This is a genomic window from Paludisphaera soli, assembly GCF_011064595.1.
In the GTDB taxonomy this organism is placed as follows: Bacteria; Planctomycetota; Planctomycetia; order Isosphaerales; family Isosphaeraceae; genus Paludisphaera; species Paludisphaera soli.
In genome coordinates this window covers 1-17,743 of record NZ_JAALJI010000020.1, presented here as the reverse complement: position 1 = coordinate 17,743, position 17,743 = coordinate 1, and the positions used below count along the sequence as shown (strand labels likewise).

The window sequence follows — 17,743 nt, the reverse complement described above, 5'->3', positions numbered from 1 at the left end:
GGCCGGGGGTTCACGCGATCTCGGCGACCAGTCGTTCCACGATCAGGTCGGGGGGCGTGGTCGGCTCATCCGACCAGTGGTAGGCGTCCTCGATCATCGAGAGGGCCTGATCGAGCCTCGCCTCGTCGTTGACGAGCAGGGTGCAGAGGGTCTCGCCGGACTCGACGCGGTCGCCGACCTTCCGCCGGAACACGACCCCGACGGCCGGGTCGATCTTCGAGTCCACACGCTCCCGACCCGCGCCCAGGAGCATGGTCGCCACGCCGATGGGCCGGGCGTCGAGCCGGGCGACCCAACCGGCCCGGTCGGCCTTCAGCTCGATCGTCCGCCTCGGCTGGGGCAGGAGCCCCGGGTCGTCGACTACCCGGGCGTCGCCCCCCTGGGCCGCGATCAGGACCCGAAAGCGCTCCAGGGCCGAGCCATCCGCGATGGTCCGCTCGCAGATCCCGCGCGCCTCCTCGATGCTCGCGGCTCGGGACGCCATGAGGATCATCTCGGCGGCCAGGTCGAGCGAGAGCGAGGTCAGGTCGTCGGGCCCCGCCCCCTTGAGGCAGGCGAGACACTCGGCGACCTCCACCGCGTTCCCCACGGCCAGGCCCAGCGGCTGGTCCATCCGGGTGATCAGGGCGACCATCTTCTTGCCCATCCGTCGACCGACGTCGCACATCGTCTCGGCGAGCTTCCAGGATCGCTCCAGGTCCGGCAGGAACGCCCCGTTGCCGGTCTTCACGTCCAGGACCAGGCCGTCGATCCCCTCGGCCAGCTTCTTCGACATGATGGAGGAGGCGAGAAGCGGGATGGCCTCGACGGTGGAGGTGGCGTCGCGAAGCGCGTACAGGAATTTGTCCGCCGGGGCGATCTCGGCCGTCTGGCCGATCAGGACCAGGCCGGTCTCGCGGAGGATCTCCTTGTAGCGGTCGAGCGTCACGTCGACCTGGAAGCCGGGGATCGACTCCAGCTTGTCGAGCGTCCCCCCCGTGTGGCCGAGCCCGCGGCCCGAGACCATGGGCACGAGCACCCCGGCCGCCGCGGCGATCGGCGCGAGGATCAGCGAGGTCTTGTCCCCCACGCCGCCGGTGCTGTGTTTGTCCACCTTCGCGCCGGGGATCGACGAGAGGTCGACGACGATGCCCGACCGCATCATCGCGTCGGTCAGTGCGACCGTCTCGGAGCGGTCCATCCCCTTCAGGACGATCGCCATCAGCAGGGCGGACCACTGGTAGTCGGCCACGTCGCCGCGGGCGATGCCGCCGACCATCCACGCGATCTCGGCGGCCGAGAGCGCCTCGCCGTCGCGTTTCTTCCGGATGACGTCCACCGCGCGGAGCATGGCGGGCCCTCCCCATGGAGTCGAATGCATTCGAAGGAGTCAGGCGCGATGCGCGTCGTCGTGCTCGGCCAGGGTGGCGAACTGGCGGTCCCCGGCGTCGCCGAGGCCGGGGTAGATGAAGCCGATGTCCGTGAGCCGCTCGTCGATGGCGCCGACGTGGATGGGGACGTCGGGCATGGCCTCTACCATCCGGGCGATCCCCTCGGGGGCGGCGATGAGCGAGATCAGCTTGATCCGGGGCACGCCGGCGGCCTTGAGGATCTCGCAGGCGCGCACCGCCGATCCGCCGGTCGCGAGCATGGGGTCGACGACGAAGCCGACCGTGAGCTTCGGCCGCTTCGGGAGCTTGTTGTAATACTCGGTGGGCCGCAGCGTCACCTCGTCGCGGAAGAGGCCGATGTGCCAGACCTCGGCGTCGGGGAGCAGGTCGATCATCCCGTCGGCCATGCCCAGCCCGGCACGCAGAACCGGCACCACGCCGACCACGTCGGCGAGGACGAAGGCCCGCGCCGGGCCGAGCGGGGTGTCCACCCGGATCTCGCGCGTGGGGAGGTCGGCGGTCGCCTCCTGGGCGAGCATCGACGCGAGCGACCGCACGAGCGAGCGGAACTCGGGCGGCCTGGTGCGGGCGTCTCGCAGGGCCGCGAGCTTCTGGTGGACGATCGGATGCGACGACGAATAGACCGAAGGCACGCGTGACCCTCCTGCGACGAGGATGGATGCCCCGCGGGGCGGAAGACCCGATGAATCGGGGTTGGGACCGGCCGGGCGACGCGTCTCGCCTCTGGAGAGCCTCCGGCGCGGTCGCTCGGTCGCGAGGGGAGTCGCGATCTCCAGCATTCTGGCCGATCCGGCCCGCCGAGAACAGGGGCCTGAGCCGGCGACTTCGCGCAAGCCCGGTGCCGACCGTTGTGATCGCGTCGACCCGCCGCTAGAATCGGCCGCGCGACCGGGCCTCTCTTGCCGCCGGTCCCGCCCATCCAGGAGACGGAAGCACCATCATGAATCGCAGGGACGTGATCCGTGGCATCGCGCTGGCCGGCGCTCTCGGCGCCCCCGACGTCGCCTCGCCCCGGGAGCCCGGCCCAGCCTCCCGCGTCGAGCGCGACGGCCTGCGGTTCTGGCTGGAGACCTCGCTGCGGCGCGTCTATCCGACCTCGCCGCCGGGCGACGCCGGTTCGCTCGTCATGATCGCGGCTCGAGGCGAGAACCTGTCGTTCCAGGCTTGCTTCCGGAACGCCAAGACCAACTCCGCGCTCGTCCGCTGCGAGGTCGCCGCCCCCGATGGCTGGCGGGCCCGCGTGCGTCGCGTGGGCTTCGTGCCGATGCAGCATCTCGACACCTACGTGCCCCGTGACGAATTGGAAGGCGTCGGGTTCATCCCCGGCCTCTGCCCCGATCCGCTTTTCCCGGAGCCGACGGCGCACGTCGGCCCGGAGGCGAACGGCGTCTTCTGGATCTCGCTGCGGACGCCGGAGGGGACGGAGCCCGGCGTCCACGAGGTCCGCGTTCGGATGACCCTGGAGAACGAGTACGGCTACACCGATTTCGTCCGCCCCGAGCCCTGGACCGTCGAACTCCCCGTCCGAATCGACGTCCGTCCGCTGGTCGTCCAACCTCGTCGGGATTTCCCGGTGACCAACTGGATCTCGGCCGACTCGATCTGGGAATGGCACCGGATCGCGCCATGCGGCGAGGAATTCTGGAAGCTGGCCGAGGCCTACCTGAGGGACCTCGTCGAGCACGGCGTCGACGTCGCCTACACTCCGCTGTTCAACATCCGCCACGAGATCCTGGAACGGCCCGCGCAGCTCCTGAAGGTCCGTCGCACCGAACCGGACCGCTATGAATTCGACTTCAGCGACGTCCGCCGCTGGGTTCGCATCGCGAAGGAGGTCGGCGCGAGGCGCATCGAGTGGCCGCACTTCTTCACGCCCGCCCCCACGAGCGCACGGCATCCGCAACGGATCTTCGAGCGCGATTCCGAGGGCTTCGGCCCGATGCTCTGGGCGCCCGAGGTCGCCGCGACCTCGGACGTCTATCGCGCGTTCCTCGGCCAGTTCCTCCCGGCGTTCAAGGAGTTCCTCGAAGAGGAGGATGTGCTCGATCGGTCGCTCTTCCACTGCGCCGACGAGCCCGACGGCGACGTGCAGATGGCGGACTATCGAAATGCCCGCGCCCTGCTGACCGAACTGGCCCCGTGGATGCGGGTGATGGACGCCATGAGCGATCCCCGGTTCGCCACGGAACGGCTCTCCGACATGCCCATTCCCAGCATCGCCACCGCGCCGGCCTTCACCGCGGCCGGTTGCCCGGCCTGGGCGTACTTCTGCTGCGGCCCCAGGGACCGGTTCCTCCAGCGCCTGCTCGACACCCCGCTCTCCAAGATCCGCATGGCGGGCTGGCTCTTCTACAAGCTCCAGGCCCGGGGCTTCCTGCACTGGGGCTACAACTACTGGTTCGTCTTCTGCACCAGCAAGATCGGCGACCCGTTCCAGGACGCATCGGTCGGGGCCTGGCCGGGGATGCCCTACGGCGACGCCTTCGTGGTCTACCCTGGAGCCGATGGGCCGATCGACTCGATCCGCTGGGAGGTGTTCGCCGACAGCCTGCAGGACTACGCGCTCCTGCAGTCCGCCGGGGTCCGTCCCGACGACCCGCTCCTGGCCTCGATTCGGGACTATGCAAACTTCCCGAAGACCGCCGGATGGCTCGCCGAGGCCCGCCGAGAAGTCCTCTCGCGGGCGTGAGCGGCCGTCGGCCCCGGGAGCCCATCCGTCGGTCAGTCCGCCTGCCCCCAGACCCGGGGTGAGCGGAACCCCGGCGGCTTCGGCGCGGCTCTGGGCGGGACGGCCTGCACCGCGAGGGCCTCATAGGCAGCTCGCAGCTCGGCCACCTTCTCGGGACGCTTGGCGGCCAGATCGACCTTCTCATTCGGGTCGTCGGCCAGGTTGAACAGCATCACGCGGTCGGCCGCGGCGCCGGCGGCCGGCCGGATCTCGGCGTCGCCCTCATCGCCGTCGCCCCCGCCGCCGCCGGGCGGGCCCACGATCAGCTTCCAGTCGCCGGCGCGGAGGGCGCCATTGCGGGGGGTCGTGTTCAGGAGGATCGCGTCGTGCGGCGACGCCTTCCCCTCGGCGATCGTCGGCCAGGCGTCGCGGCCGTCGAGAGGCGTCGGCTGCTCGGCCGTCGCGCCGGCGAGCTTGAGGAACGTCGGATAGAGGTCGACGATGTGGAGAGGGGCGTCCACGACCGAGCCCGCCCGGATCCGCCCCGGCCAGGTGGCGAAGGCGGCCACGCGGACGCCGCCCTCGAAGAGCGTCCCCTTGGAGCCGCGCAGGGGGCCGTTGCTGGTGACGCGGCCTGGGGCCGGGCCGCCGTTGTCGCTGGAGAAGACGATCAGGGTGTTCCCGCCGATCCCCTTCTTCTCGACCGCCCCGGCGATCCGACCGACCTCTTCGTCCATCGCCGCGAGCATCCCGGCGTAGGTTCGTCGCGGCTCCTTGAGGCCGGCGTACGGCTCCTTGTAGCGGGCCGGGACCTGATGCGGGGCGTGGACGGCGTTGAACGGGACATACAGGAACAGCGGCTTCGCGGCGTCGTGCTCCTCGATCACGCGGACGGCCTCGCGGCCGATCAGGTGCGTACTGTAGCCGGCGTCGCGGTTCTCCCGGTCGTCGCGGTGCCAGTCGTGGCCGCCGTCGCGCTCGTGGGTGTCGTAGTCGAGGGCCCCGTTGTAGTGGCCGTACTGGTGGTCGAAGCCCCGGCGGGTCGGCAGGTACTCGGGGCGGAAGTGGCCGAGGTGCCACTTGCCGGCGATGGCCGTCTCATACCCGGCCTCCCTCAATGCCTGCGGCAGGGTGCGCTCGTCGAGCGGCAGTCCGTACTGCGCCCAGGGCCGCACGACGCCCACCTGAAGGCCGTGCCGCATGGGATAGCGCCCGGTCAGGAGGGCCGCCCGGGTCGGCGAGCAGACCGGCTGGACGTAGAAGTTCTCCAGCCGGGCCCCCGCCGCCGCCAGCTTGTCGAGGTTCGGGGTCTTGATCTCCGAGCCGTGCCAGCCCACATCGCCCCAGCCCAGGTCGTCGGCCAGGATGACGACGATGTTCGGCCCCCTCGGCGACTCCTCGGCCCGGACCAAAGTCCCTGCGACGAACGACGCGAGCAGGGCCCCGAGGATCTTCGAGGCTCGGCTCGGGTTTCCCACGAGCGACGGAAAGGCGGATCGCATCAAACGCTCCCTCGATCTCGATCGAACATCACGCGACCGCCCCGGCGGCCGACCAGCAGGAAACACCGCAGGTCACGCAAGGTATCGCGCCCCGGTCTCGCTCGTCGAGGAGGTCCCGCGACGAGAGCTTCCCGGGTCTTGATCAGGCGCCCCGGGCGAAGCGGACTTCCAGTTCCCGAGCCAGATCCGCGCGCCGCCGAGCGTCGGGCATGGGGTTGACGCTGGGCGGAGGCACCTCGTCGTAGGTCCGGCCGTCCAGTTCCCGGCCGGCCTTGCCCTTGCGGACGCCTCCCCACTGCTTGAAGAAGAACCGGACGCCGGCGGCGACGGACCGATCGCGGAGGCTGGCGACCCATTCCTTCGCCAGCGGCCGCGCGCCGTGGCCGCTCTCGCCGCCGACGATCATCCAGTGGACTCCAGAGAGGTCGACCGCGCCGAGATCCTCCAGCAGTGGCTCGACCGAGAGAAACCGGACGGCGGCCGGGGCTTGGCGGAGGTGCTCGATGCGGGGCAGGCCGTGGCGGCGGTCCTCGACGCTCACGCCCCACCAGACGTGCGACCGATCCGCCAGGTCGCGCAGGCCGCCCGCCAGCATCGCGGCCAGCCGCTCGGAACGCTTGGTCAGGACCTGATACGTGTGCCAGTCGGCGACCCGCATGACCTCGGCGACCTAACCCACGTAGTCGTCGGGCACGCCCATGTGGAACAGGTCGCTCATGGAGTTCACGAAGACCATCCTGGGCCTCGTCCACCGCAGGGGGTCCAGGAGCTTGTGGGGAACCATACGCAGGTCGAAGCCCTGCTCGTAGGGGTGGCCGGGAACTCCCCGGAAGCGTTCGGCGAACGTCTCGGCGTAGCAGTGGGCGCATCCGGGCGTGATCTTGGTGCAGCCTCGGACGGGGTTCCAGGTTGCGTCGGTCCATTCGATCTTGGTGTTGTCGCTCAACTCCGGCTCCCTCTCGCCCTTGTCGATTTCAGGGCTTTCGAGCATTGTACAGGCGGCGAGGATCGCGGCGAACTCATGGATAGAGGACTTGTCCGGGCGTCAGCCGCCGAACTACACTTGTTCCCTTGACGACGGATCGCCCGGTCCTCCCGGATCTGCAGCGAGGTGGAACGCCCATGACCTTCCAGTTCGCCGTCCTCGGCAGCGGCTCGAAGGGCAACTCCGCGCTGTTCCGCCAGCAGGGCGCGGGGATCTTGATCGACGCCGGCCTCGGCGTGCGGTCGCTGACCGAGCGACTGATGAGCGTGGGGGCGGACTGGTCGAACCTCGCGGCCGTGGTGCTGACGCACACCCACGGCGACCACGTGGACACGAGCATTCTTCGAGGCATGGCGAAGCGGGGAATCCCCCTCTACTGCCACGAGGGTCATCATCGCAACTTGCAACGTGACGCGGGATTCCAGCAACTCGACGCCCTGGGCCTGGTCCGGATCTACGACGAACGGCCGTTCCTCGCCCCGAGCGGATTCCGGGTCGAGCCAATCACCGCCTGGCACGACGGCGGGCCGACGTTCGGCTTCCGCATCGAGGCCGGCGCGGGGCGGAAGCACCGCGGGGTCTCGGTCGGCTACCTGACCGACACCGGAACCTGGTGCGACGCCACGGCCGAGGCCCTCGTCGACGTCGACGTGCTGGGGATCGAGTTCAACCACGACGTGATGCTCCAGCGTACCTCCGGTCGCCACCCGGCCCTGATCGCTCGGAACCTCGGCGACCGGGGGCACCTCTCGAACCGCCAGGGGGCCGAGCTTGTCTCGGCGATCCTCGAACGCTCGCGACGCGATCGGGTCAGCCATCTGGTCCTGCTCCACCTGAGCGACCAGTGCAACCGGCCTGAGCTGGCCTTGCGCGAGGCGGGCGACGCGATCCGGGAGAGCGGCCGTCAGGTGCTCGTCCACGCGGCGCGCCAGTCCCCCGCCCATCCCGATCTGACCTTCGGGCCTTCGCGATCGACGTTCGATTGGCGGTCCCACGGCTCGTCCGCCCGAACCGCCCGCCCCGCCCGGTCGCGATGGCGGCCTTCGGAAGCCTGCGGCTTCCTCCCGGGGCTGAATCTGGAGATTCCTTGACCGTCGTCGCCCGACGGCCGGAGAGCGTCCGTGAGCGAGTACCTCCTCAGCGACGTGCACCTGCGCGAGGATCGGCCCGAGCGGTCCCGTCGCCTCGTCCGACTCCTCGAACGCCTCGAGCCGTCCGACCGGCTCCTGATCGCCGGCGACCTCTGCGACTTCTGGATGGGCTCGCGGACGTCGCACGAAGAACTCGCCCGCGATCCGGCCCTGTCCGCGCTGGCGGCCTTCCGTGCGAGTGGCGGGGCTCTCAGCATCCTCCCCGGCAACCACGATCTCTGGCTCGCGAAGTTCTACAAGAAGGCGCTCGGAGCCACGATGCTCGCCGAGCCGGTCGAGATTACGACACACGGCTTGCGGATCCACGTCGTCCACGGCCACCTGCTGGGCGCCCGCCGGAAGTGGAAGGCCAGCCTGGAGTCTCGTGGGTTCTTCCGGGCCTTCGGACTGATCCCCGGGCCGGCGGCGAAGGCGCTCGACGCCGTGCTCGAAGCCAAGAACCAGCGCGGGCTGGATGAGGACGAGCGTCGCCACCTGAAGATGTATCGCGACTACGCGGACGGGCTCGACGACGGGATCGACGTCGCCGTCTTCGGCCACGTCCACCGCGCCGTCGACCTACCCGGACGTCCCCGCCTGATCGTCCTCGGCGGCTGGCAGCACCGGCTGAGCTACCTCAAGGTCGACGCCGCCGGCGCGAGCTTCCACATCGAGGGCGATCACCCGATCGTCCCCCAGGCCCCACCGGGCCATGGCCCGAACCGCAACGAGGCGAGCCACGCACCCCTATCATGAAGTTCGATCATCACCTCCATACGTCCCGCCACTCCCCCGACAGCGTGATGGACCCCCTCGCCATGATCGAGCGAGCCCGCGAGATCGGGCTCGACGGCGTGGTCATCACCGAGCACGACCACCAGTGGGAGGCCGACGAGCTGACCGAGCTGGCCGCCCGAGCGGGGGGGCTCAAGGTCTTCTCCGGCGTCGAGGTCTCGGCCCGCGAGGGGCATTTCCTCGTCTACGGCCTGCCGGACCTGGAGGACGTCGGGCCGGGCGTCAAGGTCGGAGAGCTGCTCAAGGTCGTGGATCGTCGCGGGGCGGCGATCGTCGCCGCGCACCCGTTCCGCTGGTTCCAGCCGTTCGACCGGATCGTCGCCGAGCACGGACCGGCCTTCCACGGGGTCGAGTTCGTCAGCAACAACGTCACGGCCGAGACTCGGGCCCAAGCGCTCGCGCTCCTGGAAACCTCGCCGATGCCCCGCACCGGGTCGAGCGACGCCCACGACGTCGCCGCCCTCGGCTGCTACTTCAGCGAGTTCGACGACGCCATCGAGTCCATGGCCGACTTCGTCGCCGCCCTCCGCCGGGGCCGCGTCCGTCCCCGGCATCGAGACGGGGCCAGGCTCACATCGGGCCCGGTCTGAAGACCGATGCGTCCGTCCGGCCGCCCGGGACGGGGAGGTTCGCCTTCCGCCGCCGCTCCCAGTAGGCCTTGAGGCGACCCTTCGTTTCGAGCCGAAGCGTCCCGCGGACGGCGTCCAGCTCGCGTCGGAAGGCCAGCAGTTCCGGGAGCGTCGGCTTGCGCCGGGAGAACTCCTCGGCCAGCGGGAGGAGCCTGCGATAGGCCGCGCGCGTCGGCCCCGCGTCCAGCACCGGGGCCTGTGTGCGCAGGAGCTGCGCCAGCCCCTTCGCGTCGCCAGGCCGATCGGTCCAGAGGCGCGTCGTGAGGATGACTCGGTAGGCGGTGAGGTGGGCGTCGAGTTCCCGGCGTTGCTCGACCAACGCGCGAGCCGTTCGATCCTGGCGATCGTGGCGGGCCTGCGCCAGGCCGCCCGCGATCAGGACCAGGCCCCATGCCACGCCCGCCCCCCAGGTCCAGGGACGTTTCCTCCCCGCGAGCAGCCGGGAGTGCGCCAGCCCGATCGGCAGCCCGGCGATGGCCCCGCCGGCGTGGCCCCAGTTGTCGATGTAGCGCGGGAAGGCCAGTCCGAGAGCCCCGGTGATCGCCAACGCCTTGACCATCTGCCAGGTCAGCTCGCGATCGCGGGTCGTCCGCGAGACCCAGCCGGCCGTCGCGCACAGGCCGATGAGCCCCATGATGACCACCGACCCGCCGCCGGAATGGACCAGCGGATTCGACCCGAGCCAGCGTCTCGCCATCACCGACAGCAGGTTGCCCCCCACGCCCGTCGTCCCGTAGATCGCGATCAAGGTCCAGGGGCCGTACCACGACTCAAGCATCGTCCCCAGGAGGTAGAACGCGAACAGGTTCATCCCGATGTGGACGACGCTGTAATGGACGAAGTTGCAGGTGACGAGCCGCCAGTACTCCCCGTTCGCCAGGTCCCGGAGAGTCAGGTCCCCGAACCGACCGCCGTCGCCGATCCCCAGGACCAGGATGCGCCAGGCCGTCGGGGCGGGTTCGGCCCGGAGCTGGAGGGCGACCATCGCGATGAAGACGACCAGCCAGCTCGCGCAGAAGAACGCCGTCGCCGGGTAGTCTCGCAGCTCGCGGAGGATCGGTCGGGGGTTCATGCTGGGCTCGGGGGGGCCGCTGGGGGCGCCTCGGGCGCGACGCCCGGGTCGGACGGAGATTCTACCCGACCGCCGGCCGCTTGCGACCGGATCGTCCGGTCGAGCCGATCGCGGAGATCACGCCACGCCCCCTCACCGAGAGCGGGGGCCAGGCCGCCCGTCGTAAGCGCGGTCCCGAGAGGCACCCAGGTCTTGCAGCCCATCTGCTCCGGCGTCGCGATCAGATCCAGGGGCTCGGCCCGGTTCCAGACCCGGACGCCCAGCACCCAGAGCCCCGGCCGGCGGTAGTGGAAGCGTTTGTGGATGGTCTCGGACGTCCAGACGTGGAACGGCTCCAGGGAGTCCAGTTCCTCTTCGCGATCGATCAGGCGGATCGAGTCGACGACGGCCAGCGAGCGGATCGGGATGACGTCGGGCTCGGCGGGGGCGGGATGCGTCGCGGTCGGCGAGACGCGGAGCCCCTGCTGCGACTCGTGGAGCCGGGTCGGATAGAGCCAGAAGGCGCGATGCTCGGGCGTGAAGACGCCCCCCTCCTCGGCGATCCCCCCCTTGCGAAGGATGAGGGTCTGGGCGCCCGAGGCCAGCGCCTCGCAGACGCCCGCCCATTCCTTGAAGCCGATCGCGCATTCGGGGGGGAGATCGCTCATAGCTCCGACTCGTCCTTCGGCGTGCGCGTCATCAGGTCGACGACCGCCGCGCGTGGGGGCTTGCCCTCGAAAAGGACCTGATGCAGCTCGTGCGTGATCGGCATGTCGACGCCCATCTGGATCGCCAGGGCGTGGACGCTCCGGATGGTGGGGACCCCTTCGGAGACGTTCGGCATGTCGGCCAGGATCGCCGGCAGGGCCTCGCCCCGGCCGATGCGAAGCCCGACCTCGCGGTTTCGACCGAAGGGGCTGTAGCAGGTGGTGACCACGTCGCCGACGCCGGCGAGGCCGTAGAACGTCTCGACCCGGCCCCCCAGGCGGACGCCCATCCGGGCGATCTCGACGAGGCCCCGGGTGAGGAGCGCGGCCTTGGCGTTGTCGCCGATCTCCAGGCCGTCGCAGACCCCGGCGGCGATCCCCAGGATGTTCTTGAGCGCCCCGGCGACCTCGGCCCCGATCGCATCCGAGTTGCGGTAGACCCGGAACGTCTCGTGGGAGAACTCGCGCTGCACGGCCTCGCAGAGCGCCGACGAGGCCCCGGCGACGACCAGCGAGGCGGGCAGACCGCGCGCCAGCTCCTCGGCGTGGCTCGGGCCGGTCAGGATGGCCGTCTCGCGAGGGCCGAGGGTCTCGACCAGGATCTGCGACGGCCGGGCGAACGTGCCGAACTCAATCCCCTTGACCACGCTCAGCGCGGGCACGTCGGCGGGCGCGGCGGCGGCCAGGCTCGCGAGCGTCTCGCGGAGGTACGAAGTCGGGATCGCCGCCAGGATCAGCTCGGCGCGGTGCAGGACCTGGGCCGGGTCGCCGAGGATCCGGACGGCCTCGGGGATGCGGACCTCGGGCAGGTGCCGGGCGTTGACGCGGGTCGCGGCCATCGCGTACGCCCGGTCAGGCTCGCGGACCCAGAGGCGGACCTCGACTCCCGAGCGGGCGAGGACCATCGCCATCGCCGTGCCCATGCCGCCGCCGCCGAGGACGGCCACGCGGTCCATGTCAGCCCTCCCCCCCATAGGCCTGGTCCAGCAGCTCGACCGGGTGGACGACCTCGATCGAGCCGCCGCGTTCGCGAATCTGGCGGGCGATCTGCAAAGTGCAGCCGATATTCCCGCTGGCGACGATCGCCGCGCCGGTGGCCTCGATATTGTCCAGCTTCCGACGGCCGAGGCGGGCGGACATCTCGGGCTCGGTCAGGTTGTAGGTCCCCGCCGCCCCGCAGCAAAGCTCGCTCTCGACGAGCGGGACCAGCTGCAGGCCAGGGATCATCCCTAGGAGCTGGCGAGGCTGGTTGCGGATCTGCTGGGCGTGGCAGAGGTGGCAGGCGTCGTGGTACGTCACCTTGGCGTCGATCGGATGGGTCGGAGCGATCGGGCCGAGGGCCACGAGGAACTCCGACACGTCCTTGATCTTGGCGACGAACTTCGCGGCCCGTTCGTGGTCTTCGGGGGGGAGGATGTGTTCATACCCCTTGAACATGGCCCCGCAGCCGGCGGCATTGATGACGATGGCGTCCAGTTCGTCGGGGTCGAACGCCTCCAGGTTCTTCATCGCCAGTTCCAGCGCGGGGGCCTCGGCGCCCGAGTGGTAATGGATGGCGCCGCAGCAGGCCTGGCCCCGGGGGACGACCACTTCGCAGCCGTTGCGCTGGAGGACCCGGGCGGTGGCGGCCGTGGTCTGGGGGGTCATCACGTCGGTCACGCAGCCCAGGAACAGGCCGACGCGCGCCCGCTTGGGACCGATCGCGGGAAGCACCTCGGGGAGGTTTGACGCCGGCTGCAACGTCGGCACCATCGCGGCCATGTTGCGGAGCGTCGGCGGCAGGAGCTTCAGCAGGCCGCTCCGCTCGATCAGCCGCATCAGGCCGAGCTTCTGGAGCACCCGCACCGGCAAGAGCGCCGCCCGGACGCGGTTCGCGTACGGGAACAGGCGGTGGAGGATCAGCCGCTGGAGCGGGCTGAGCCCGGCCCCGGCGGGGACGTCCTGGAGCATGGCGATCTTGAAGGGCTCGATCAGCTTGCCGTACTGGACGCCCGACGGGCAGGCCGTCTCGCAGGCCCGGCAGTCGAGGCAGAGGTCCAGGTGGCGGCGGACCTCGGGACTCATCGCCAGGCGGCCGTCGGTGACCGATCGCATCAGGTAGATCCGACCGCGCGGGCCGTCGTTCTCGTCGCCCGTCTCGACGTAGGTCGGGCAGCTCGCCGTGCAGAGCCCGCAATGGATGCACTGCTGGAACAGCGGGTAATCGATGCGGTCGGCGAGCCAGGCCAGGTCGACGCCGGGATTCGCGACGCGTTCGGCGGGGGCCTGCGGGGCGACGGGATGGTTCCCAGTTGTCTGCATAATCTTATCCGTCCTCGCCCACGAACCGGCCGGGATTCATCACGCCCTCGGGGTCGAGGGCTCGCTTGACCGCCCGCCCCAGGGCCCAGTCCTGGCGGGACTCGCCCCAGACGGGGATGCGGGCCTTCCAGGGCGTCGGGCATCGGGTCACGATCAGGTTGCCGCCGCCGCGGACGGCCTCGGCCCGCTTGCCGGCGATCGCCGCTTCCGCCTCGTCCCCGCCCCATTCGCCCAGTGCCTGCATCCGCACGACGCCGACGCCCGCGTGGGCCTGCAAGGCCCAGCGCTCGGCGGGGAGGTCCGCCAGGAACGCGGCGACTTGGGACGGCCGCAGGCTCGCCGAGCACGCGAACGGCCCGGGCGTCTCGACCTGGAACTCGGTCAGCGCCGTCCAGAGCGGCGCGGTGGCGTCGTCGCGGAGCACGTCGAAATCGGCCCGCTCGGCCTCGACCCGGAACCGGTCCACCTGCCAGTCGACCGAGTTCGCGTCGTCCTCGATCCCCACCACGAGAGTCCAGGCGTCCCGTCCCAGGCCCACTGGGCCGCCGACGAGCCGCGCGGCGGACGGGCTGAGGAAGTCGAACGCCACCGGCCGGAGGGCCGACGAGGCGAGCGCGGCGAGCCGTTCGTCGAGCTTCGCCGGGTCGTCGACCGGCAGCCAGATCAACGCCGAGGCCCCGGGGAGCGGCCGGACCTTCAGGGTCGCCTGGGTGATGACGCCGAGTGTCCCCATCGAGCCGGTCAGAAGCTTGGGGAAGTCGTAACCGGCGACGTTCTTGACGACCCTTCCGCCCCCCTTGACCTCGACGGCGTTCGAGGTCACGAATGAGACGCCGATGATCGAGTCGCGCGGCCGACCCAGGCCGAAGCGTCGCGGCCCGCAGACGCCGGTCGCCAGCGCGCCGCCGAGGGTCGCCCGGTCGGGCCAGGGTACGTCGATCAGGAGCCGCTGATTCTTCTCGGCGAGGATTCCGCGCAGGGTCGAGACGGTCATCCCGGCCCGGACCGTGATGGTCATGTCGGCGTGGGGGTAGTCGATGACCTCGTCCAGCGCCGAGACGTCGACCGCCGCGCCGGGACGGCCGGGGGGTCGGCCGTAGTCGAGCGCCGTCCGGCCCCCCTGGGGGTAGACCGCGCCCCCCTGCTCCACCTCCTCGCGGACGGCGTCGCACAGGGCGTCCACGGTCGTCGGGCGATGCAATCTCGTGGCGCACCGGTCGTCGCCGAGCGGGGCCGCGTCGGGGGCGTCGGGCCAAACGGGGGCCTGGACCTGCCGATTCACGATGCGCTCCCGGGAGCCTGGCTCTCTGGGCCGGCGTAGTAGCGGACGTCCTCGCCGGAGAGGATGCGTTCGGCCATCTCCTGCACGGCGCGGATGGCCTCGACGGTCGGCTCGTCGAAGGCCCCGGGCCAGGCTTCGGTGAGCAGCACCTGAGATTCGAGGGCCAGGCGATGGACGGCGTAGGCGAGCCGGCGGTTGAGGCCGTCCGCGCCTCGGTTCTCCGATTCCAGAGTCCGAAGGGCCTCCAGGAGCTCCGAGGCCGAGGCGGGCGGGACGGATTCGCCTCGGCGCAGGTGAGGGAGGAAGCCTCGGGGGTCGCCCCCTTCGGGACCGACGTGTTTCCAGACGATGTCCATGGCGGTTCCGTCGGGGGTGGAGATCTCGGGGGTCGCCTCGCGGGCGACGACCGGCTCGGGCCGGGGGCCGGTCTCGACCCGGATCGTCAAGGGCGAAGGGGGGTCCAGCGCGGGGGCGCCGCGACCGTCAAGCGCCGCCGGTTCGTCGGGCGGCGGCAGGAACACGAGGGGGACGGTCATGGCGGTCGGAGGCGGCTGGGGGGCGTGGTGGGGTTCGTCGCGGCGGTCGCGCCACTCGGCGAGGTACTCGGCGTCTCGGGCGATCTCGTCCAGGCCCCGCAGGGGGCCTCGGTCGGCCTCGACCTTCGCCACCTTCCGGCGCACGCGTTCGTCTTCCAGGGCCCGGGAGAGCATGTTCGTGCAGTACTCCTGGACCGAAGGGGACTGATCCAGGTTGGCGAGCAGCTCGGCCAGGTCGAGCAGGCTCCCGGGCAGGTAGAGAGTCAGGCGCTGGGTCTCGTCCTCGTAGCCCGGCAGCTTGTGCTCGCCCGAGCGGTACACGGGCGGCAGGCGACGCCACCGCGAGAATCGATTCCGCTCCCCCACGTTCGCCATGCCTTTCCGACGTCGCGGTCGTCGCCGCGACGAGTTCTGGGGGCGTCGGCCCCGGTTCGATCCGCCCATCATAGTCCCCGCCCGACATCGAACGAAAGGCCGCCGTCGGTCAGGCCGAGGCGTGCCGCCCCGGCTTGGTGCGCTCGATGCAGTGGCCGCCGATCGGCAGCTTCTTGGCCGGGCTGCAGCGGCCGTCGGGGTTGAGCGCGTCGTGGACGGCCGTCATCGCCGCCAGGTCGTCCGGGGTGAACAGTTTGGGCATCATGGCGAGCTTCTCCACGCCTATTCCGTGCTCGCCGGTCACGCTCCCGCCCAGCCGGATGCACTCGTCGAGGATCTCGACGCTGGCGTCGAGCGCCCGGCGGACCTGGTCCGGGTCCTGCTCGTCAAAGAGGATGATCGGGTGCAGGTTGCCGTCGCCGGCGTGGAAGACGTTGGCGATCCGCACCTGCTGCCGCTCCGACACCCCTTCCATGAAACGCAGGATGTGCGGCAAGGCCGTGCGGGGGACGACGCCGTCCTGGGTGCAGAAGGTCGGGCTGACCCGGCCGATCGCGCCGAAGGCCATCTTGCGGCTCTTCCAGATCGCCTTGTACTCGGGCTCCTCGCGGGTCCGCCAGCCGATCGACTTCTCGACCTTGCCGCGATGGGTCTGGACGATCTCGGAGATGGCCTGGGCCTCGTGGTCGAGCGCCGCGTCGAGCCCGTCGACCTCGATGATCAGGACGGCCCCGGCGTCGACCGGGAAGCCGAACTTGAACGCGGCCTCGACGGCCCGGATCATCAGGTTGTCGATCATCTCGAGCGCGGCGGGGACGATCCCGGCGGCGACGATGCCGCTGACCGCCTCGACCGAGTCCTCCACCGTGTCGAAGACGGCGAGCAGGGTCCGCCCGGCCTCCGGGTCGCGGCTGAGGTTGACGATGACCTTGGTGACGATTCCGAAGGTCCCCTCGCTGCCGACGATCAGGCCGGTCAGGTCGTAGCCGGGCTGGTCCTCGACCACGCCGCCGACCTGGACGACCTCGCCGTCGGGCGTCACGATCTCCAGCCCCCGGACGTGGTTGACGGTCACGCCGTACTTGAGCGTGTGCGGGCCGCCCGCGTTCGTGGCGACGTTCCCGCCGATCGTGCAGGCGGTCTGGCTCGACGGGTCGGGGGCGAAGTGGACGCCCGTGCCGACGAGCGAGCGGGTGAGCCAGACGTTGACCACCCCGGCCTCGACGATCGCGTAGCGGTCGCGGGTGTTGATCTCCAAGATTCGCTTCATCTTCGTCAGGCCGATCATGACCCCGCCCCCCACCGGCAGGGTCCCCCCCGCCAGGCTGGTGCCGGCCCCTCGGGGGACGAACGGGACGCCGTGGCGGTTGCAGATCTTGACCACGGCCACCACGTCCTCGGTGCAGGTCGGGAAGACCACCACGTCGGGGACGGCCTTCTCGATGACGTAGCCGTCGCACTCGTAGACCACCAGCTCGTCGCGGTTGAACAGGACGTTCTCGGCCCCGAGAGCCGCCGTCAGGTCGGCGACGAGCCGGGCGGCGGTTGAGGACGCCGACGACGGGACGGCGGTGGCGGTCATGATTCGTGATTCCTGGCGGAGAGTTCGGTCGATCGGGGCCGAGCACGGACGGACGGCTCGTCGGGCGGTCTCGCACATTCTACCCCCCTCACCGGCCGCTCGCCACGAAACCCGATCGTGCTCGCTGAGGTTCCTCCGCCCCGCCCGACGCTCGGCCAGAGACCGCGCGAAAGGCTCCCAGGTGTGAAATGGCTTCCTTCGGGACCGTCGACAACGAACCCAATCGACGCAAGGTTCGAATATTGATAACCTTACTGACCGCAGCGTAGCCAAAGGAGCACTTGGGCGGCTTCCGTCGTAGTAAGGGCATGAGACCCGTCGAAACCGCCCAGGAGTTGGAACGTCGCCGTCGCCACGCCGTCGAGCTGATGTGGCGGGGGGAGTCGCCTACCGTCGTCGCCCGCATCCTGGGCGTCGGCGGGACTTCGCTGTACCGCTGGCTCGCCCTGGCCGAGAAGGCCCCCGAGGCGCTGGCCGCCAGGCCCATCTCGGCCCCCGGCCCCGGCTGACCGACGAGCAGCGTCGGGAGTTGGAGCGAGTGCTGCTGGAGGGCGTCCGGGCCCACGGCTGGCCCAACGACCTATTGGAGCGCCGGCCGGGTCGCCGAACTCGTCCGTCGTCGCTTCGGCGTCGATTACCACGTCGAGCACGTCCGCAGGATCCTCCGACGGCGGCTCCGCTGGAGCAGGCAGCGGCCGCAGAAGTAGTCCCGGCAGCGGGATGAGGAGCGGATCGCCCACTGAAGGGCCGAGGAGCTTGCTCGGATCCCCGAGGAGGCTCGCGAGCGGCGGACCCACCTGGTCTAGATT

At 70.6% G+C, this 17,743-nt stretch carries 15 protein-coding genes and 2 pseudogenes; 6 read left to right on the top strand and 11 right to left on the bottom strand.

What is annotated here, in order from left to right; all coding sequences use genetic code 11:
• Positions 1 to 10: 10 nt before the first annotated feature.
• Positions 11 to 1,330 (bottom strand): thymidine phosphorylase, encoded by a 1,320-nt coding sequence (locus G6O68_RS21765; protein WP_165250759.1) that lies wholly within the window; start codon positions 1,328 to 1,330, stop codon positions 11 to 13.
• A gap of 39 nt (positions 1,331 to 1,369) precedes the next feature.
• Positions 1,370 to 2,023, bottom strand: a complete 654-nt coding sequence (gene upp, locus G6O68_RS21760; RefSeq protein ID WP_165250758.1) for a uracil phosphoribosyltransferase — start codon at positions 2,021 to 2,023, stop codon at positions 1,370 to 1,372.
• 308 nt (positions 2,024 to 2,331) lie between these two features.
• Between upp and G6O68_RS21755 the strand changes: the two genes are divergently transcribed.
• Positions 2,332 to 4,080, top strand: coding sequence for a DUF4091 domain-containing protein (locus G6O68_RS21755; protein ID WP_165250757.1), 1,749 nt, complete (start codon positions 2,332 to 2,334; stop codon positions 4,078 to 4,080).
• A 32-nt stretch (positions 4,081 to 4,112) separates the two neighbouring features.
• Here G6O68_RS21755 and G6O68_RS21750 read toward each other — a convergent pair whose 3' ends face one another.
• Positions 4,113 to 5,561 (bottom strand): arylsulfatase B, encoded by a 1,449-nt coding sequence (locus G6O68_RS21750; RefSeq protein ID WP_165250756.1) that lies wholly within the window; start codon positions 5,559 to 5,561, stop codon positions 4,113 to 4,115.
• A 142-nt stretch (positions 5,562 to 5,703) separates the two neighbouring features.
• A pseudogene (locus tag G6O68_RS32960) lies at positions 5,704 to 6,507 on the bottom strand (DUF5131 family protein).
• Positions 6,508 to 6,683: 176 nt separating this feature from the next.
• Between G6O68_RS32960 and G6O68_RS21740 the strand changes: the two are divergent.
• Genes G6O68_RS21740 through G6O68_RS21730 form a run of 3 tightly spaced genes read left to right on the top strand, consistent with a single transcriptional unit; the run spans position 6,684 to position 9,061 of the window.
• Positions 6,684 to 7,637 (top strand): MBL fold metallo-hydrolase, encoded by a 954-nt coding sequence (locus tag G6O68_RS21740; RefSeq protein WP_165250755.1) that lies wholly within the window; start codon positions 6,684 to 6,686, stop codon positions 7,635 to 7,637.
• A gap of 30 nt (positions 7,638 to 7,667) precedes the next feature.
• Positions 7,668 to 8,432, top strand: coding sequence for a UDP-2,3-diacylglucosamine diphosphatase (locus G6O68_RS21735; RefSeq protein WP_165250754.1), 765 nt, complete (start codon positions 7,668 to 7,670; stop codon positions 8,430 to 8,432).
• Positions 8,429 to 9,061, top strand: a complete 633-nt coding sequence (locus G6O68_RS21730) for a PHP-associated domain-containing protein (RefSeq protein WP_240911433.1) — start codon at positions 8,429 to 8,431, stop codon at positions 9,059 to 9,061. The genes G6O68_RS21735 and G6O68_RS21730 overlap by 4 nt, the downstream gene beginning before the upstream one ends.
• On the opposite strand, the gene G6O68_RS21725 is transcribed toward G6O68_RS21730, so the two are convergent.
• The 7 genes from G6O68_RS21725 to G6O68_RS21695 all read right to left on the bottom strand — a co-directional run bounded on the left by G6O68_RS21725 (position 9,042) and on the right by G6O68_RS21695 (position 16,934).
• Positions 9,042 to 10,172 (bottom strand): rhomboid family intramembrane serine protease, encoded by a 1,131-nt coding sequence (locus tag G6O68_RS21725; RefSeq protein WP_165250753.1) that lies wholly within the window; start codon positions 10,170 to 10,172, stop codon positions 9,042 to 9,044. The two genes, G6O68_RS21730 and G6O68_RS21725, sit on opposite strands and share 20 nt — an antisense overlap.
• Positions 10,169 to 10,819 (bottom strand): DUF1802 family protein, encoded by a 651-nt coding sequence (locus tag G6O68_RS21720; RefSeq protein ID WP_165250752.1) that lies wholly within the window; start codon positions 10,817 to 10,819, stop codon positions 10,169 to 10,171. Before G6O68_RS21720 ends, G6O68_RS21725 begins: the two co-directional genes overlap by 4 nt.
• A complete protein-coding gene (locus tag G6O68_RS21715) occupies positions 10,816 to 11,814 on the bottom strand; it encodes an NAD(P)H-dependent glycerol-3-phosphate dehydrogenase (RefSeq protein ID WP_206108175.1) in 999 nt (332 codons plus the stop codon). The genes G6O68_RS21720 and G6O68_RS21715 overlap by 4 nt, the downstream gene beginning before the upstream one ends.
• A gap of 1 nt (position 11,815) precedes the next feature.
• Positions 11,816 to 13,159 (bottom strand): heterodisulfide reductase-related iron-sulfur binding cluster, encoded by a 1,344-nt coding sequence (locus G6O68_RS21710; RefSeq protein WP_165250750.1) that lies wholly within the window; start codon positions 13,157 to 13,159, stop codon positions 11,816 to 11,818.
• A 4-nt stretch (positions 13,160 to 13,163) separates the two neighbouring features.
• A complete protein-coding gene (locus G6O68_RS21705; protein ID WP_165250749.1) occupies positions 13,164 to 14,441 on the bottom strand; it encodes an FAD-binding oxidoreductase in 1,278 nt (425 codons plus the stop codon).
• Positions 14,438 to 15,352 carry a hypothetical protein gene (locus tag G6O68_RS21700; RefSeq protein WP_240911431.1) on the bottom strand — a complete coding sequence of 305 codons (915 nt, stop codon included), beginning with the start codon at positions 15,350 to 15,352 and terminating at the stop codon, positions 14,438 to 14,440. The genes G6O68_RS21705 and G6O68_RS21700 overlap by 4 nt, the downstream gene beginning before the upstream one ends.
• A 109-nt stretch (positions 15,353 to 15,461) precedes the next feature.
• The gene (locus tag G6O68_RS21695) at positions 15,462 to 16,934 is read right to left on the bottom strand and encodes an FAD-binding oxidoreductase (protein WP_165250748.1); all 1,473 of its coding nucleotides are present in this window, start codon (positions 16,932 to 16,934) and stop codon (positions 15,462 to 15,464) included.
• Between the two features lie 308 nt (positions 16,935 to 17,242).
• Here G6O68_RS21695 and G6O68_RS21690 point away from each other — a divergent pair, with 308 nt between their 5' ends.
• Both G6O68_RS21690 and G6O68_RS33620 read left to right on the top strand, forming a co-directional pair.
• A complete protein-coding gene (locus G6O68_RS21690; RefSeq protein ID WP_165250747.1) occupies positions 17,243 to 17,443 on the top strand; it encodes a helix-turn-helix domain-containing protein in 201 nt (66 codons plus the stop codon).
• Between the two features lie 78 nt (positions 17,444 to 17,521).
• Positions 17,522 to 17,641 (top strand): annotated as a pseudogene (locus G6O68_RS33620) (winged helix-turn-helix domain-containing protein); the annotation flags it as partial.
• Between the last annotated feature and the right edge of the window lie 102 nt (positions 17,642 to 17,743).